Consider the following 16451-nt stretch of genomic DNA (forward strand, 5'->3'; position numbering starts at 1 on the left):
GGGGGGGGGGGCGGGCGTTGTGGGCGCGTTCGGGGGGGGTTTTGGGGGGGGGGCCCCCCCCCGCCGGGGGGGGGCGGGGGGGGGGGGGCGCGGGCCCCCCCCCCCCCCCGCGGTCCCCGTGCGTCTGTGCTACCTAGACCGTATGACGACCTAGTCAGGAATACAACCTATCTCGCGGAGCAAACTCCCCCGGGCGCCTCGGCCCACGACGCACGTCCTCGGCCCACGACGTACGCCCTCAGCCCACGAAGTACGTGGGGTTCGGGAGCTTGTACGTCTTGTCCGCGTAGCCGCCCGCGAGGTCGGAGACCTGGTCGCCGAAGCTGCCGACGATGTCGTAGCCGGTCGACTCGATGTGCTTGCGGGTGCCCTCCTTGAACTGGACGGTGTCGCACTTCCAGGCCGCGGGCGTGGCGCAGTGGCTCAGGTAGGCCGGCGGGTTCGCCTTGTCCTTGGTGAAGACGTGGGCGCGGTCCAGGGGCGTGGCGTACCCGGCCCGCGCGAGGTTGGTGACGGCACCCTGGCGCTGCGACTCGGCGAGGCCGGTGAGGAAGAAGACCTCGACGCCCTTGCGCTTGGCGTACGCCACCAGCTCGGGCATGCCGAACACGGCGGGGCGCTTGGCCTCCTTGACGTACTCGTCCCAACTGTCGTTGTTGTAGGTGTAGTTGGTCGACTTCTCGTAGTCGAAGCTGAGCAGCGCGGTGTCGTCGACGTCCAGCACGACGGCCGGCTTTTTGCCGTGGCGGTGGCCGTGGTCCGCCCGGCGCGCGGCCTTCTTGATGTCCTTCTTCGCCTTGGCCTGGATGCGGGCCAGGTCCTTGGCGTACGGGCTGTCGGGCGAGGACTTCCAGACGCCGTCGGCGCCCTTGGTCGCGCCGTAGTACGCGTCGATCTCGCCGACGAGGAGGCCGATGTTGTGCGGCTCCGCGGTGGCGCGGGGCCGGTCCTGGTCGGCGGTGGCGACGGTGCCGTGGAGGACGGCGCCGGTGACGGTACAGAGGGTGGCCAGGGCGGCCACGCGCAGGGACTTCCGCATGGATGCGATCTCCGGGTCGATCGTGGATCGGGCAGGTCACCGACTGTCTACGCGCATTGACCCGGGTGTGGGGAGCCCCTTTGGGAGAGCCTTTAACCGATCGATACCCGATCTCGATACCCGACCTCGACGCCCGGCCGCGGGCGCCGGACGGCGCCCGCGCGCCGTCAACGCGCCGGTGTCCAGCGGGGATCGCGGCCGCTCAGGCCGATCACCCGGTCCAGGAGCGGGGCGCCGTCCGGCACCGGCACCGGCGCGCCGAACAGGCCACCGCCGTCGCCGTCGCCGTCGGCCGCGGGGGTCAGGAGCGCCCGGGCCGCGTCCAGGCTCGCCGCGTCGGGGGCGTACTCCTGACCGGTGGCGCGCGCCAGGTCCCAGCCGTGCACGACGAGTTCGTCCAGGGCGACCAGGCCCGCGACCCCGCCCGGCAGGTCGATGCCGCCCGCGCGGGTCATGCCCTGCCAGGCCGCCGGGTCGCGCCAGGCCCGGGCGAGGCCGTCGAGCGCGTCGGGCAGTTCGGCGCGCCAGCCAGGGCCGACGTCCGGCGTGACGCTGCCGGGGTCCTGGTCGAGGGCGGGTCCCAGCTCCTTGCCGGCGGCCAGCCGGAAGGCCCCGGCGAGACCGAGCAGATGGCCGAGCAGGTGGCGCACCGCGTACGCGGGACAGGGCGTGGGCGCCGCGAGCTGCTCGTCGGTGACCCGCCCGGCGAGCCGCGCCACGAGGCGGGCCTGCGGGCCGAGGTCGGGCCGCTCGTCGTCGGGGGTGTCGTGGTCGGTCATGGGGCTCTCCCGGGTCGTGGGGCGCGCGGTCGCAGGGCCCCGGCGTGCGGCGGCGCGGACGCCGTAAGGCGGCCGCATCGGTACCTCTCCCCTGGTGGACCCGCCCCGGCCGGTGAACTCATCGCCGAGCTCTCGGGAATCCGCCCGATACCGCCCCGGGGACCTTAGGAACCAGCATCACCGGACATGACATCGACGATCGGGCGTGTCCTGCGGGACCGCAACGCGGGGCTGTATCTGGGCGCGGTGGTGGTCTCGGGCTTCGGGAGCTCCGCACTGTGGCTGGTCTCCGGGATCTGGGTGAAGGAGCTGACGGGGTCCGACGGCCTCGCCGCGCTCTGCCAGTTCGCGCTGTGGGCGCCCACCCTCGTCGGCCCGGTGCTCGGCACGCTCGCCGACCGCACCCGCCGCCGCCCCCTCCTGGTGGCCGTCAACCTGGCCCTCGGCGCGCTGCTCCTGTCCCTGTTCGCCGTCGACACCGCGGGACGGCTGTGGATCCTCTTCGCCGTCCTCGTGGTCTACGGGGCATGCGGCGTCGTCGGCGACGCGGCGGAGACCGCGCTGGTGGCGACGGCCGTCGACAAGGAGCTGCTCGGCGACTTCAACGGCCTGCGGATGTCCGCGAACGAGGGCATGAAGCTGGTGGCGCCGCTCGCGGGCGCGGGCCTGTTCGCCGCGTACGGGGGCGCCCGCGTGGCGCTCCTGGACGCGGTGACGTTCGTGCTCGCGGCGGGCTTGTTCGCGCTGCTGCGGGTCCGGGAGGGCGCCCCGCTGCCCGACCCCGCCCCGCTCCGGGCCCGCACCGCCGAGGGGGCGCGGTACCTCTGGGGGCACGCGCGCCTGCGGCCCCTCGTCCTGGCGGGCGGCCTGACCATGCTGACGTCGGGCGTCACCGGCGCCCTGGTCTACGCGGTCGTGGACGGACTCGGCCGCTCCCCCTCGTACACCGGTGTGCTGTACGTCGTGCAGGGCGCGGGGTCCGTGGCGGTGGGCGTGGCGTCGGGGGCACTGATGCGGCGGTTCGGGGCGCGGCGGTTCGCCGGCGCGGGCATCGCCCTGACCGGCGTCTCCGCGTTCCTGACCGCGCAGCCGTACGACGCGGCGGTCCTCGCGGGCAGCCTGACGAACGGCATCGGCCTGCCGTGCGTCCTGATCGCGGGCCTCACGGCGGTCCAGCGGGAGACGCCGAACGCGCTGGTGGGGCGGGTGGCGGCGACCGCGGGCACCCTGATGTTCACCCCGACCGCGCTCGGCATCGCGGCGGGCGCGGTCCTGGTCGAGACGGCCGACACCCGCCTGCTGCTCCTGCTCCTGGCCGCCGCACGCCTCCTGCTGGCCGCACCCCTGCTGACGCCCCGGGGGACCCGGCTCGACGCCTGATCCCCCGGGCCGCGGCTACGTGACGTCCGCCCAGCGCTTGACGATGGCGACCATCTGCCCGAGCTGCTCGGGCGGCAGGTCGTCGACCGGGGTGGCGTGGTTGGCGCCGGGCGCGACGAACAGGTGCGAGTCGTGGCGGCTGGGCGTGAACCGCTCGGCGCTCCACGGGTCGTTCTCGCCGTAGAGGAACAGCATCCGCTCGCCCTTGGTCCGCACCCAGCGGTCGACGTCGGCGACGGTCCTGCCGTCGTACGAGCCGCGCATCGCGGCGGGCAGCAGGGAGTTGGGGCGGCGCACTCCCGGGTAGCGCAGCAGGCCGTCCAGCCGGTCGAACGTCAGGTCGGCCCAGCCCAGCTGGGTGGCGGCCTGCCGGTTGTAGGGGCGGCTCTCGACGTTCTCGTCGCGCTCCATGTACATGCCGTTCTCCATCGACCAGGAGTACAGCTCGTCGTCGCTCGCCTTCTTCGCGTCGGGCACCCGCGCGCAGTCCTCGGCCCTCGACAGCTGCCAGAAGCCCCACACCTGGTCGAGCACGCCGTACTCGTACGCGCGGTCGGCGCTGCCGAGCGTCTCCTCGAAGGTGGCGCCCTCGGCCTTCGCCTGCGCCTCGAACCTGGGGAGCAGCGCGTCACGGCGTACGAGCATCTCCCGCTGCACGGCGTTCAGCGCGTCCCGGCACTCCTTGGTGCCCACCGTCTCGAAGAAGCGCCGATAGCCGCGGTCGCCCTGCGCCGGGGTGTCGTTCGGCGCGACGATCGCGACGACGCCGTCGAGGTCCTTGGGATAGAAGCGCTCGTGGTAGGTCACCGTCATGCCGCCCTTGCTGGATCCGGTGCCGATCCACTTGCCCTTCTCCAGGGTGCGCAGCGCGCGGGTGAGGCGGTGCTCGTCGGCGGCCTCCTGCTGGACGGTGAGCTTGGACCAGTCCTCGCCCGCCGCCCCGGTGGGCCGTGACGCGCCGAAGTAGCGGTGCTCCACGCTGATCTGGTTGGCGTCGAGGATGCCGGTGAGGGGGTGGGTGTCGGAGGTGAGCGCGTAGCCGGACGTGAACAGCACGGTCGGCCGGTCCGTGGCCTTGTGCCAGAGGGTCAGGCGCTGGGTGAAGGTGCCGGCGCCGGGGTCGTCGTGGTCCACGGGCTGGCGGTAGGCGAGCGAGTACAGGGGGTGGCCCTGCACCTCCTCCACCTTGGTGACCGTCATTCCCGGGATGCCCTCGAGGCGGCCCCCGATGTCGTCGGCCCGCACCTGCGCGGCGGCGGGCGCGCCCGCGGCGAGCACGGCAGGGCCGGCGAGCGCTCCGGCGCAGACGAACGCCGACACCGCCCGCACCGTTCGCGCTGCTCGTGCCGTTCGTGGCGTTCGTGCCGTCTGCACCGTTCGCGCCGTCATCGTCGTTCGCCCGGTCACTTCACGCCCGCCCAACGCTTGATCGTCGCCACCGCCTCGGTCTGTTCGGGTTCGGGGAGCTTGGCGATCGAGGCGCCGTGGTTGGCGCCGGGAACCACGTAGCGGTAGGAGTCGTGGCGGCTGGGGGAGAACTTCTCGGCGCTCCACGGGTCGTTCTCGCCGTAGACGAACATCATGCGGCGGCCGTCGCGCCGCACCCAGCGGTCGACGTCGGCGATGGTGCGGTTGTTGTACGTGCCGCGCATCGCGGCGGGCAGCACCGAGTTCGGCCGGTAGATGTCGGGGTAGTGGCGCACGTCCTTGAGGTGCGCGAACCCCAGGTCCGCCCAGCCGAGTTGGGTGGCCGCCTGCCGGTAGTAGGGGCCCGTGCCGTTGGTGCCGAGGTCCTGGTCGCGGTAGACGCTGAAGCCGTGCTCCTTGGACCAGGAGTACAGCTCGTCGTCGCTCGCCCGCCGCGCGTCGGGCACGGTGGGGCAGTCGCTCTCGACGCCGCTCTGCCAGAAGTTCCACACCTGGTCCAGGACCGCGAACTCGTAGGCGCGGTCCGTGGTGCCGAGGGTCGCGTCGAAGGTGCTGCCCTCGGCCTTCGCGTCGGCCTCGAACCTGGGGAGCAGCGCGTCGCGGCGGACCAGCATCTCCCGCTGCACGGCGTTCAGCGCGTCCCGGCACTCCTTGGTGCCGACCGTCCTGAAGAAGCGCTCGTAGCCGCTGTCGTCGCGGTTGTTCGCGTCGTTGGGGGCGACGAACGCGACGACCGCGTCGAGGTCGTCGGGGTAGAAGCGCTCGTGATAGGTGGCCGTCATGCCGCCCTTGCTGGCGCCGGTGCCCAGCCACTTGCCCTTCTCGACGGTGCGCAGCGCCCGGGTGAGGCGGTGCTCGTCGGCGGCCTCCTGCTCGACGGTCATCTTGGACCAGTCGTTCCCCGCGGCCCCGGCGGGCCGGGACTCGGCGAAGTAGCGGTGCTCCACGCCGACCTGGTTGGCGTCGATCAGACGGGTGAGGGCGGTGGTGCCGCCGGGCAGGGTGTAGCCGCCGGTGTACAGCACGGTCGGCTTGTCGGTGGCCTTGTGCCAGAGCGTGGCGCGCTGGGTGAAGGTGGCGCCGTGCGGCTTGCGGTGGTCGACGGGCTGACGGTACGTCAGCGTGTAGAGGGGGAAGCCCTCCTTGTCCGCCACCGAGACGACGGTCAGGCCCGGTATGCGCTCCAGGCGCTCCCGGATGTCGGGCGCGGCGGCCCCGTCCCGCGCCGCCGCCTGGGCGGCCGCGGCGGGCACCGCGCCGCCGAGCACCGCGGACCCCGCCAGCACTCCCGCACAGAGCAGCGCGGATATCCCGTTGTTGCGCACCTGTTCCCCCTCCGGCCCCCTCGTGGGGAGCGACTGTCCCCCTGGTACGGGAGCGACGGTTGTGGTGCGTGGATCGTATCGGTGATCACTCGACGTGCGACAGGGCCTCCCTGACGTGTGCGAGGTCGTCGTCCGAGGCGAGTCCCGCGTGGTAGAGCCGGAGTTGGGTGGCACCGTGGTCCGCCGCGCGGGCCGCGTCGGCGGCGAGGCCGGCCGGGTCGCCGCCCATGCCGCGCACCACGGTGAGGTTGGCGGCGAGGACCGTCCCGTCGCCGGCCCGCTCGGCGAACGGCGTCAGCAGGCCGGGGCCGCCGGTGCAGGGCACGACGACGCCGTCGGCCACGGAGAGGATGTGCGCCGGGTCGACGCCCGCGTTGGCGCCGCAGTGGTAGGGCACCGGGTCGGCGTGGAGGAGCACCTGGAAGCCGGTGGGGGCCGCCGCGCGGACGGCGGCCACGACGGCTTCCTGGAGGGTACGGGCCGTCCGCTCGCGCCACGCGCGCGTGGCCGCCGCCCGGTCCGCCCCGAGGAGCTTCTCGACGGTCTCCCAGCCGTCGTCCCGGGCACCGCCGCGCCACAGCGGGTCCAGGGAGCGGCGCACCGCCTCCGTCAACTCCTGCGGATCGAGGCCCTGTTCGGCGAATCCGCGGGCGCAGGACGCGCAGAAGCAGAGCGACATCAAGTACTGCCCGGCCTCGCCGAGGGGAATGCCCGCGATCTTGTCGTGGGCGTGCAGGTGCGCGAGGCCGTACCAGCCGCACGACTCCAGTTCGGTGCCGTGCGCGCCGGGCCGGACGGCGGCCTCCGCGGCGAGGTCGACCAGGTACGCGCGCGTGGCGGGCTGCGCGATGCAGGGCGCCCACGGATAGCGGTCGCCGTAGGCGTTGACCACGGAGGTCCGCGGATGGTCCGCGCCCAGGCGGGAGTTGTGGGCGAGGACGACCCAGGTGTGCACGTCGAGCCCGGCGTCCCGCAGCGCCCGGGCCGCCTCCGCGTGGGCGTCGCCCGGCGCCCAGTCCCCGGCGGCGTACGGCCGGAGCGTGCGCCCCTGCCAGTGCGCGCCCGGCGGGTAGAGCACCGCGGCGTGCGCGGCCGTGACGACGCGGTGGCGCGGGTGGCGCGGGGTCAGCGCGCGGGTGGAGTGGTAGGCGGCGGCCAGGGTGACCTGGCGGATGCCGAGGTCGGCGAGGCGGGCGGGCGCGGCGGGGTCGCCGACGACGTCCCAGGGGTAGAGGAAGGCGGCGGTCCTCACGCGTCACCGCCCGGCACCGGCACGCCCGGCCGGGCCCCCGGGGCGTCCACGGCGGCCGGGCCGTCCGGGGCGTACGGGTCGTCGTGCACCAGCGCCCGCCCCCGCTCGATGAGTTCGGCGAGGTGCTTGACGTGTTCGTCGGCGGGCTCGTGCAGCGGGGGCCGCACGGCGCCCACGTCCAGGCCGGCGAGCCGCACGCCCGCCTTGACCAGGGAGACCGCGTACCCCCGGCCGAGGGCGCGCAGCTCCACGAAGGGCCGGTAGAAGCCGTCGACGAGGCGGTCGACGGTCGCGTCCCCCTGCGGCGTACCGGCGTTGAAGGCGCGGTGGAAGGCGAGCGCGATGTCCGGCGCGAAGCAGAAGACCGCCGAGGAGTAGAGGGTCACGCCGATGCCGCGGTAGGCGAGGCCGGTGAGCTCGGCGGTCGGCAGGCCGTTGAAGTACAGGAAGTCGCCCGGCACCTCGCTGCGCACGGCGCTGACGGTGCGCTGCATCAGGTCCATGTCGCCGAGGCCGTCCTTGAAGCCGATGATGCCGTCGGCGCGGGCGAGTTCGACGACGGTCCGCGGGGTGAGGACCGCGTTGTCGCGCTGGTAGACGATGACGTCCAGGGAGGTGGCCGCGGCCAGTTCGGTGTAGTGCCGTACGAGCCCTTCCTGCCCGGCGACGACGAGGTAGGGCGGCATGGCGAGCAGCCCGTCGGCGCCCGCCTGCTCGGCCAGGCGCGCGTACCGCACGGCGAGCGCGGTGCCGTATCCGGCGCCCGCGACCACCGGGACCCGGCCCGCCGCCTCGTCGACGGCCGCGGCGACGCACTCCTGGAACTCCTCGGGCGTCAGGGCGTGGAACTCGCCCGTGCCGCAGCAGGCGAACACGGCCGCCGCCCCCGCCTCGATGCCGCCGCGCACGTGCGCGCGGAAGGTGTCCAGGTCGAGCCCGCCGTCGGGGCCGTACGCGGTGACGGGGAAGAAGAGCGGCCCGCTGGGGACGCGGAGTCGGGAAGCGAGGGGGGCTGACGTCACGGGCTCTCCCTAGGCGTGCACGTTTCTGATTCATGTCCATATCCCTGAACGCGACCACGCTAAGGCGCCCGCTCGGGCCCGGTCAAGCGGGCGAACTCCCCGTACAGGGGCGGATTTACGCCCTCCGGCACCCGCGGGCGCGCCACGGCGAGCCTCTTGACGCGGGTCGACGGAGATCCCTAGCGTGTCCATACATGTGAATCCCGTCCGTGGATACATACGGCCGCCCGAGGAGACCCCGCATGCCCGCTCCCCGCACCGTCCTGCTCACCGGCGCCGCCGGCGGCCTCGGCACCCTGATGCGCCGACTGCTGCCCGCGTACGGGTACGACCTGCGCCTGTTCGACGTGCGCCCGGTGGCCGACGCGCCGGAGGCCGTCACCGCCGACCTCGCCGACCGGGCGGCGCTGCGCGCGGCGGTGCGCGGGACCGACGCGGTCCTGCACCTCGCGGGCATCTCCCTGGAGTCCACCTTCGACAAGATCCTCAAGGCCAACATCGAGGGGACGTACCACCTCTACGAGGCGGCCCGCGAGGAGGGCGTGCGGCGCATCGTCCTCGCCTCCTCCAACCACGCCGTGGGCTTCACCCCGCGGCCCCGCGGCGAGGACCCGCTGATCCCCGTCGACACCCCCCGCCGCCCCGACACCTTCTACGGCCTGTCGAAGTCCTTCGGCGAGGACCTCGCCCAGCTCTACTGGGACAAGCACGGCATCGAGACCGTGTCGGTCCGCATCGGGTCGTGCTTCCCGGAGCCGACCAGCGTGCGGATGCTGTCGGTCTGGATGAGCCCCGAGGACGGCGCGCGGCTCTTCCACGCGGCGCTCGGCGCCGACGACGTGCGGCACACCGTCGTGTACGGCTCGTCCGCCAACACCCGCCTGTGGTGGGACCTCTCCTCCGCCCGGGCGCTCGGCTACGAACCGCGGGACGACTCCGAGCCGTACGCGGCGCAGCTCATCGCCGAGCAGGGCGAGCTGGAGTCCGGCAACCCCGATCACGCGCACCTGGGCGGCCACTTCTGCACGAACCCGCCGGTCTGGCCGCACTGACCCGCCGCCGCCCGCGCCCCCGTCCCCGCCGCCCGCGTCCCCGTCCCCGCCGCCCGCATCCGGGCACCGAACGGGCGGCCCGCACCCCCGAAACGGGCGCGCTCCGGGCCCGCCGCACAGGCCGTCGCGCCACCAAGCGGGCACAAACGGGCAGCATCACGCCCACGGGGAGCCTGGTCACCCCCCGGCCCGCGCTGTAGAACTTCCCCACAGGGCCCGAACGGGCACCGCACGTCCCAGGGGAAGAAGGTGGCGCCGATGACCGCGGAGGAACGTCAGCGGCGGATCGTCAACGCGGCCCGCCACTCCGGCTCCGTCGACGTGACGGCGCTCGCCGGTGAGCTCGGCGTCGCCAAGGAGACCGTCCGCCGCGACCTGCGCGCCCTGGAGGACCACGGCCTGGTCCGCCGCACCCACGGCGGCGCCTACCCGGTGGAGAGCGCGGGGTTCGAGACCACGCTCGCCTTCCGCACGACCATGCACGTCCCGGAGAAGCGGCGCATCGCGGCCGCCGCCGCCGACCTGCTCGGCGACGCCGAGACCGTCTTCGTCGACGAGGGCTTCACCCCGCAGCTGATCGCCGAGGCGCTCCCCGGGGCCGCCGCGGGCCGCCCGCTGACCGTGGTCACCGCCTCGCTGGCCACCGCGGGCGCCCTCGCCGAGGCGGAGAACATCACGGTGCTGCTGCTCGGCGGCCGGGTCAGACCGGGCACGCTCGCCACCGTCGACCACTGGACGACCCGGATGCTCGCCGGGTTCGTCATCGACCTGGCGTACATCGGCGCCAACGGCATCTCCCGCGAACACGGCCTGACCACCCCCGATCCGGCGGTCAGCGAGGTCAAGGCACAGGCGATCAGGGCCTCCCGGCGGACCGTCTTCCTGGGCGTGCACACCAAGTTCGGGGCGACGAGCTTCTGCCGGTTCGCCGGCATCGGCGACCTCGACGCGATCGTCACCAGCAACCGCCTGCCCGCCTCCGAGGCGCACCGCTACTCGCTCCTGGGCCCGCAGGTCGTCCGCGCCTGACGAGCCCCCCGTACGCCGTCCGCCGCCGTCCGCAGTCCCGTCCCCCGCCCGCGCTCCCCCCCGCACGCGTCCCCGTGGGCCTCCGCACGCCCCGACGTGCCCCGAAAATCCCCTTTGCCCCCTCTATGTCCAGGAGCGATTCATGCGAACCCCGAGCCGACGGAGGCCGCGCACGCTCGCCGCGGCCGCCGCAGGGGCGCTGCTCGCCCCGCTGCTCGCCGGCTGCTGGGCCGGTGCCGGCGGGTCCGGTTCCGGCGACTCCCTCAACGTCCTGATGGTGAACAACCCGCAGATGGTCGAGCTGCGCAGACTCACCGCCGCCCACTTCACCGAGGAGACCGGCATCAAGGTGAACTTCACCGTCCTGCCGGAGAACGACGTCCGCGACAAGATCAGCCAGGACTTCGCCAACCAGGCGGGCCAGTACGACGTCGCGACCCTCAGCAACTACGAGATACCCATCTACGCCAGGAACGGCTGGCTGCACGAGCTCGGTCCGTACGCCCGCAAGGACACGGCGTACGACGAGAAGGACATCCTGCCGCCGATGCGCCAGTCCCTCACGGGCAGCGACGGCAAGCTCTACGGGCAGCCCTTCTACGGGGAGTCGTCCTTCCTGATGTACCGCAAGGACGTCTTCGAGAAGGCCGGGCTGACCATGCCGAAACACCCCACCTGGCAGCAGGTCGCCGACCTCGCCGCGCGCGTGGACGGCAAGGAGCCCGGCATGAAGGGCATCTGCCTGCGCGGACTGCCCGGCTGGGGCGAGGTGATGGCACCGCTGACGACCGTGGTGAACACCTTCGGCGGCACCTGGTTCGACAAGGACTGGAAGGCCCGCCTCGACGCCCCCGAGTTCAAGAAGGCGACCCGCTTCTACGTGGACCTCGTGCGCAAGCACGGCGAGTCCGGCGCCGCCCAGTCCGGCTACGCGGAGTGCCTCAACAACCTCACCCAGGGCAAGACCGCCATGTGGTACGACGCGACGGCCGCCGCGGGCTCCCTGGAGTCCGCCAAGTCGCCGGTCAAGGGCAAGATCGGTTACGTCCCGGCCCCCGTGGCCCGCACGGAGAGCTCCGGCTGGCTCTACACCTGGGCCTGGGGCCTGCAGAAGGCCTCGCGGAACCCGGACAAGGCCTGGAAGTTCATCTCCTGGGCGTCCGGCAAGGAGTACGAGAAGCTCGTCGGCGAGAAGATCGGCTGGTCCAACGTCCCCGCGGGCAAGCGCGCCTCGACGTACGAGAACCCCGCCTACCGCAAGGAGGCCGCCGCCTTCCAGGACGTCACCCGCGCGGCCATCACGGGGGCCAGGCCCCGCGACCCGGGCGTGCAGCCCCGTCCGGCGCCCGGCATCCAGTTCGTCGGCATCCCCGAGTTCACCGACCTCGGCACCAAGGTCTCCCAGGAGATCAGCGCGGCCATCGCCGGACGCCAGTCCGTCGACGCGGCCCTGGACACGTCGCAGGACCTCGCCGAGAAGATCTCCGAGGAGTACGAGGGACGATGACCGCCACCGCGAGCACCACCACCGCCGGACACGCGCGCGTACCGGCCGCCGGGACACCCAGGACACCGGGACGGCTGCGCGCCTGGGCGACCAGGGCGCCCCTGCTGCCCGCCCTCATCTTCATGATCGCCGTGACCCAACTGCCCTTCGTGGCGACCCTGGTGATCTCCTTCTTCGACTGGAACGCGCTCTACCCCGACGCCCGCAGCTTCACCGGGTTCGCCAACTACAGCGAGGTCCTCACCGATCCCGACCTGCGCAAGTCCGTGCTGACCACGATCCTGCTCACGGCGACCGTCGTGCTGGCGAGCCTGGTGCTCGGACTCGCCCTCGCGCTGCTCCTGAACCGGAGGTTCAAGGGGCGCGGGTTCGTGCGCACGCTGCTCATCGCGCCGTTCCTGCTGGTCCCCGTGGCCGCCGCGCTGCTGTGGAAGCACGTGCTCTACAACCCCGAGTACGGCCTCCTGAACGGCCTGCTGCACTGGGTGGGCGGGGACTCGGCGACCCAGCCCGACTGGATCTCCCACACCCCGCTGCTGGCCATCGAGGCCTCCCTGGTGTGGCAGTGGACGCCCTTCATGATGCTGATCCTGCTCGCGGGGCTGCAGAGCCGCGACCCGGAACTGATCGAGGCGGCCCGCATGGACGGCGCGAGCAACTGGCAGGTCTTCCGCCATCTGACGCTGCCGCACCTGCGTCGCTATCTCGAACTGGGCGCGCTGCTCGGCTCGATCTACATCGTGCAGAACTTCGACGCCGTCTTCACCATCACCTCCGGCGGCCTCGGCACGGCCAACCTGCCCTACACCGTCTACCAGAGCTTCTACCAGGCCCACGAGAACGGGCTCGCCTCCGCGGCGGGCGTCCTCGTCGTCATCGGTTCCCTGATCATCGCGACCTTCGCGCTGCGGGTCGTCTCGTCCCTGTTCCGTGAGGAGGCGTCCCGCTGATGAGCGTCGTACGCAGCACCGCGCGCCCGACCGTGCGACCCCGGGGACGCCAGGACCGCCGGGAACGCCAAGACCGCCAAGACCGCCGCGGACGCCGGGGAATCGGCCTGGGGGTCGCCGCCTGGCTGGCCGGGATCCTGTTCTTCCTGCCCATCGCCTGGATGGCGCTGACCTCCTTCCACTCGGAGGAGGACGCCGCGACCAACCCGCCCTCGCTCGCCGCCCCGCTCACCCTGGACGGCTACCGCGAGTTCTTCGGCTCGGGCGGTGGCGCGAGCCCCTGGCCCTCGCTGGTCAACTCGACGGTCGCGTCGGTCGCCTCGACGCTCTGCGTCCTGGTCCTCGCGCTGCCCGCCGCCTACGCGCTGTCCATCCGGCCCGTGAAGAAGTGGACGGACGTGCTCTTCTTCTTCCTGTCCACGAAGATGCTGCCGGTCGTCGCGGGACTGCTGCCGATCTACCTGTTCGCCAAGAACACCGACCTGCTGGACAACATCTGGCTGCTCGTCCTGCTCTACACCTCGATGAACCTGCCGATCGCGGTGTGGATGATGCAGTCCTTCCTCGCCGAGGTGCCCAAGCCGGTCATCGAGGCCGCGCAGATCGACGGCGCCCGGCTGCCGACCATCCTCACGCGCGTGGTGGCACCCATCGCGCTCCCCGGCATCGCCGCCACCTCACTGATCTGCTTCATCTTCAGCTGGAACGAACTCCTCTTCGCGCGGGTGCTCACGGGCGTCGTCGCCCAGACCGCCCCCGTCTTCCTGACCGGCTTCATCACCAGCCAGGGCCTGTTCCTGGCGAAGGTGTGCGCCGCGTCGCTCGTCATCTCCCTGCCGGTGCTCGCCGCGGGGTTCGCCGCCCAGGACAAGCTGGTCCAGGGCCTGTCGTTGGGAGCCGTCAAGTGAAGGCCGCCATCATCGAGTCCGTCGGCAAGGCCGTCGTCGGGGAGCTGCCCGACCCCACCCCCGGCCCGCGGGACGTCGTCGTGGAGGTCGCCGCGTGCGGCCTGTGCGGGACCGATCTGCACATCCTCCAGGGCGAGTTCGCGCCCACCCTGCCGGTCGTGCCCGGCCACGAGTTCGCCGGGGAGGTCGTCGCGCTCGGCAGCGACGTGCGGACCCTCGCCGTGGGCGACCGCGTCGCGGTGGACCCGTCGCTGCACTGCCACGAATGCCGCTACTGCCGGGACGGCCGGGGCAACCTCTGCGAGCGGTGGGCCGCGATCGGCGTGACCACCGCGGGCGGCGCCGCCCAGTACGCGGTGGCGCCCGCCGCCAACTGCGTGCGGCTGCCCGACCACGTGCGCACCCAGGACGCCGCCCTGATCGAGCCGCTGTCCTGCGCCGTGCGCGGCTACGACGTGCTGCGCGCCCGGCTCGGCGCGCACGTGCTCATCTACGGCTCGGGGACGATGGGCCTGATGATGCTGGAGCTCGCCAAGCGGACCGGCGCGGCGAGCGTGGACGTCGTGGACCTGAACGCGGACCGGCTCGCCACCGCACGGCAGCTGGGCGTCTCGGGGTCGGCGGCGAGCCCGGACGAGCTGGAGCGCCCGCAGGGCTGGGACGTCGTCGTGGACGCGACCGGCAACGCGGCCGCGATCCAGGACGGCCTCGAACGGGTCGCCAAGGCGGGCACGTTCCTGCAGTTCGGCGTCGCCGACTACGCCACGCGCGTGAGCATCGACCCGTACCGGATCTACAACCAGGAGATCACCATCACCGGTTCGATGGCGGTCCTGCACAGCTACGAGCGGGCCGCGGAGCTCTTCGCGGGCGGCGTCCTCGACCCGGACGTGTTCATCAGCGACCGGCTGCCGCTGGCGGAGTACCCGCAGGCCCTGGACCGGTTCGCCTCCGGCGCCGGGCGCAAGATCGTGGTCGTGCCGTGAGGCCGTAATCCGGTACCGGCCGCCGCCACCGGCGCCGTACGCTCCCGGTCATGCCGAGACCTCAGGGATTCGCCTTCGAACGACGCGCGGACGACAGCGTCGTGATCACCCACGCGGGGCGCGCCGCGGGCACCCTCCGCGGCGCGCGTGCCGCCCGCTTCCTCGACGAGGTGCAGCGCGGCGACGCGCAGCTCGTGATGGCCCGCTGGACCGGAAACTACAAGCACGGCAACGAACGCGCCGCCCGCGCCCACCCGCGCAACCGGGGCTGACCGCGGCTGCCCGGGGCCGGTGCGCGGTCGTGGAAAAAGCTTCCGCGGGTAAGGGAACGGCAAAGCGGGATCGTTCGTTACCCCTGGCATGACAGCTATGACCCCTGGCTCGAACATCCCGCTGACCGCCGCCCGCGTGGCGGTGGACGTCGCCGCTCCGGTGCGGCTCGACGTATCGGGCCTGCTGCTCACCGCCGACGGCAAGGTGCGCTCCGACGACGACTTCATCTTCTTCAACCAGCCCTCCGGGCCCGGCGTGACCTACCAGTCGGGTGGCGGCACGACCCCCGACAAGGTCACCGTCGACACGGCCGCCGTGCCCCCCGGCATCGAGAAGATCGTCGTGACCGCGAGCCCCGACGCGGCCGGCCAGACCTTCCAGGGCGTCGAGCCCACGGCCACCGTCCGCAACGCCGACGACGGCACCGTGCTGGCCACCTTCACCCCGCCGCAGCTCGGCACCGAGACGGCCCTGGTGATCGTCGAGATCTACCTGCGCAACGGCGCGTGGAAGGCCCGCGCGGTCGGCCAGGGGTACGCCAACGGCCTCGCGGGCATCGCGACGGACTTCGGCGTCTCGGTCGAGGAGCCCGCCCCGGCGCCCGCGCCGCCCGCCGCCGCTCCCCCGGCGCCGCCCAGCGGCCCGCCGGTGCAGGGCCCGCCCCCGCCGGCCGCCGACCCCCGTCTGTCGGCCCCCGCCGCCCCGGCCGCGCCGCCCGCGCCCGCCGCGCCCGCGCCCGGCGCCGGGAAGATCAACCTGGACAAGGGCCGCGTCAGCCTCCAGAAGAACCAGACGGTGTCCCTGGTCAAGGGCGGCCGCCCGCTGCTCTCGCAGGTCAAGATGGGCCTGGGCTGGGAGCCCGCGTTCCGCGGCAAGGACATCGACCTGGACGCCTCCGTCATCGCGTACGGCCCGCAGCGCAACCACGTCGACAGCTGCTACTTCGGCAAGCTCTCGATCGTGAACGGCGCGATCAAGCACTCCGGCGACAACCTCACGGGCGAGGGCGGCGGTGACGACGAGGTGATCGTCGTGGACCTCGGCCGTCTCCCGCAGGAGGTCACGGGCCTGGTCTTCACGGTGAACTCGTTCTCGGGACAGAAGTTCACCGAGGTCGCCAAGGCCTACTGCCGCCTGATCGACGCGGCGTCCGGCGAGGAGCTGGTCCGCTTCGACCTGACCAACGCCGAGGCGCAGACGGGCGTCATGATGGCGAAGCTGATCAAGCAGTTCACCGGCGAGTGGGAAATGACCGCGATGGGACAGTTCGTGAAGTCCCGCACGGTGCGCGGCATGGTGAAGCCTGCGGCGCAGGCCCTGTAGGGCCCGCCCGGACGGTGTACGACGAGGGGCGGGGGGGGGGGGGGGGGGGGGGGGGGGCCCCCCCCCCGGCGGCGGGGGGGGGGGGGGGGGGGGGGGGGGGGCGGGGGGGGGGGGGGGGGGGGCCCGCGGGGGGGGTGCGGAGATGCGGAGGCGTACGGGCCGCACGGGCCGCACGGGCCGGACCGCTGACACGTGTGA

The 16451-nt window shown here is 73.1% G+C and carries 15 protein-coding genes; 9 read left to right on the forward strand and 6 right to left on the reverse strand.

Annotation, left to right across the window (positions count from 1 at the left end):
* Positions 1–238: 238 nt before the first annotated feature.
* Positions 239–1039 carry an HAD family acid phosphatase gene (locus tag ACFYXE_RS37700; protein WP_389320877.1) on the reverse strand — a complete coding sequence of 267 codons (801 nt, stop codon included), beginning with the start codon at positions 1037–1039 and terminating at the stop codon, positions 239–241.
* Between the two features lie 167 nt (positions 1040–1206).
* Positions 1207–1818: a TIGR03086 family metal-binding protein gene (locus ACFYXE_RS37705; RefSeq protein ID WP_361179867.1), complete on the reverse strand. Its 612-nt coding sequence runs from the start codon at positions 1816–1818 to the stop codon at positions 1207–1209.
* Positions 1819–2004: 186 nt separating this feature from the next.
* Between ACFYXE_RS37705 and ACFYXE_RS37710 the strand changes: the two genes are divergently transcribed.
* A complete protein-coding gene (locus ACFYXE_RS37710) occupies positions 2005–3198 on the forward strand; it encodes an MFS transporter (RefSeq protein ID WP_389320881.1) in 1194 nt (397 codons plus the stop codon).
* Positions 3199–3213: 15 nt separating this feature from the next.
* Here ACFYXE_RS37710 and ACFYXE_RS37715 read toward each other — a convergent pair whose 3' ends face one another.
* The 4 genes from ACFYXE_RS37715 to ACFYXE_RS37730 all read right to left on the reverse strand — a co-directional run bounded on the left by ACFYXE_RS37715 (position 3214) and on the right by ACFYXE_RS37730 (position 8225).
* On the reverse strand, positions 3214–4518 hold the full coding sequence (locus ACFYXE_RS37715) for a S28 family serine protease (protein ID WP_389320884.1): 1305 nt from the start codon (positions 4516–4518) through the stop codon (positions 3214–3216).
* Between the two features lie 83 nt (positions 4519–4601).
* On the reverse strand, positions 4602–5951 hold the full coding sequence (locus ACFYXE_RS37720) for a S28 family serine protease (RefSeq protein WP_389320887.1): 1350 nt from the start codon (positions 5949–5951) through the stop codon (positions 4602–4604).
* An 85-nt stretch (positions 5952–6036) separates the two neighbouring features.
* Positions 6037–7203, reverse strand: a complete 1167-nt coding sequence (locus ACFYXE_RS37725) for a hypothetical protein (RefSeq protein ID WP_389320890.1) — start codon at positions 7201–7203, stop codon at positions 6037–6039.
* Positions 7200–8225: a 5-dehydro-4-deoxyglucarate dehydratase gene (locus tag ACFYXE_RS37730; RefSeq protein ID WP_389320893.1), complete on the reverse strand. Its 1026-nt coding sequence runs from the start codon at positions 8223–8225 to the stop codon at positions 7200–7202. The genes ACFYXE_RS37725 and ACFYXE_RS37730 overlap by 4 nt, the downstream gene beginning before the upstream one ends.
* 242 nt (positions 8226–8467) lie before the next feature.
* Between ACFYXE_RS37730 and ACFYXE_RS37735 the strand changes: the two genes are divergently transcribed.
* The 8 genes from ACFYXE_RS37735 to ACFYXE_RS37770 all read left to right on the forward strand — a co-directional run bounded on the left by ACFYXE_RS37735 (position 8468) and on the right by ACFYXE_RS37770 (position 16253).
* Positions 8468–9277, forward strand: coding sequence for an NAD(P)-dependent oxidoreductase (locus ACFYXE_RS37735; protein WP_361179880.1), 810 nt, complete (start codon positions 8468–8470; stop codon positions 9275–9277).
* 258 nt (positions 9278–9535) lie between these two features.
* Positions 9536–10306 (forward strand): DeoR/GlpR family DNA-binding transcription regulator, encoded by a 771-nt coding sequence (locus ACFYXE_RS37740; protein WP_361179882.1) that lies wholly within the window; start codon positions 9536–9538, stop codon positions 10304–10306.
* Positions 10307–10448: 142 nt separating this feature from the next.
* On the forward strand, positions 10449–11813 hold the full coding sequence (locus ACFYXE_RS37745; RefSeq protein ID WP_389320898.1) for an ABC transporter substrate-binding protein: 1365 nt from the start codon (positions 10449–10451) through the stop codon (positions 11811–11813).
* Positions 11810–12763, forward strand: a complete 954-nt coding sequence (locus tag ACFYXE_RS37750) for a sugar ABC transporter permease (RefSeq protein ID WP_361179886.1) — start codon at positions 11810–11812, stop codon at positions 12761–12763. Before ACFYXE_RS37745 ends, ACFYXE_RS37750 begins: the two co-directional genes overlap by 4 nt.
* On the forward strand, positions 12763–13671 hold the full coding sequence (locus tag ACFYXE_RS37755; protein ID WP_389320902.1) for a carbohydrate ABC transporter permease: 909 nt from the start codon (positions 12763–12765) through the stop codon (positions 13669–13671). The genes ACFYXE_RS37750 and ACFYXE_RS37755 overlap by 1 nt, the downstream gene beginning before the upstream one ends.
* A complete protein-coding gene (locus tag ACFYXE_RS37760) occupies positions 13668–14657 on the forward strand; it encodes a zinc-dependent alcohol dehydrogenase family protein (protein WP_389320905.1) in 990 nt (329 codons plus the stop codon). The genes ACFYXE_RS37755 and ACFYXE_RS37760 overlap by 4 nt, the downstream gene beginning before the upstream one ends.
* A 50-nt stretch (positions 14658–14707) precedes the next feature.
* Positions 14708–14929 (forward strand): hypothetical protein, encoded by a 222-nt coding sequence (locus ACFYXE_RS37765; protein WP_389320908.1) that lies wholly within the window; start codon positions 14708–14710, stop codon positions 14927–14929.
* A 97-nt stretch (positions 14930–15026) separates the two neighbouring features.
* Entirely contained in the window at positions 15027–16253 is a 1227-nt protein-coding gene (locus ACFYXE_RS37770) for a TerD family protein (RefSeq protein WP_389320911.1), read from the forward strand.
* Positions 16254–16451: the final 198 nt, after the last annotated feature.

It is taken from the genome of Streptomyces sp. NPDC002564 (genome assembly GCF_042889645.1).
In the GTDB taxonomy this organism is placed as follows: domain Bacteria; phylum Actinomycetota; class Actinomycetes; order Streptomycetales; family Streptomycetaceae; genus Streptomyces.

Coding starts and splice junctions, on each gene's coding strand:
- ACFYXE_RS37745 (WP_389320898.1), top strand. CDS start 10,449: ATGCGAACCCCGAGCCGACGGAGGCCGCGCACGCTCGCCGCGGCCGCC.
- ACFYXE_RS37705 (WP_361179867.1), bottom strand. CDS start 1,818: ATGACCGACCACGACACCCCCGACGACGAGCGGCCCGACCTCGGCCCG.
- ACFYXE_RS37750 (WP_361179886.1), top strand. CDS start 11,810: ATGACCGCCACCGCGAGCACCACCACCGCCGGACACGCGCGCGTACCG.
- ACFYXE_RS37765 (WP_389320908.1), top strand. CDS start 14,708: ATGCCGAGACCTCAGGGATTCGCCTTCGAACGACGCGCGGACGACAGC.
- ACFYXE_RS37770 (WP_389320911.1), top strand. CDS start 15,027: ATGACCCCTGGCTCGAACATCCCGCTGACCGCCGCCCGCGTGGCGGTG.
- ACFYXE_RS37755 (WP_389320902.1), top strand. CDS start 12,763: ATGAGCGTCGTACGCAGCACCGCGCGCCCGACCGTGCGACCCCGGGGA.
- ACFYXE_RS37710 (WP_389320881.1), top strand. CDS start 2,005: ATGACATCGACGATCGGGCGTGTCCTGCGGGACCGCAACGCGGGGCTG.
- ACFYXE_RS37700 (WP_389320877.1), bottom strand. CDS start 1,039: ATGCGGAAGTCCCTGCGCGTGGCCGCCCTGGCCACCCTCTGTACCGTC.
- ACFYXE_RS37740 (WP_361179882.1), top strand. CDS start 9,536: ATGACCGCGGAGGAACGTCAGCGGCGGATCGTCAACGCGGCCCGCCAC.
- ACFYXE_RS37735 (WP_361179880.1), top strand. CDS start 8,468: ATGCCCGCTCCCCGCACCGTCCTGCTCACCGGCGCCGCCGGCGGCCTC.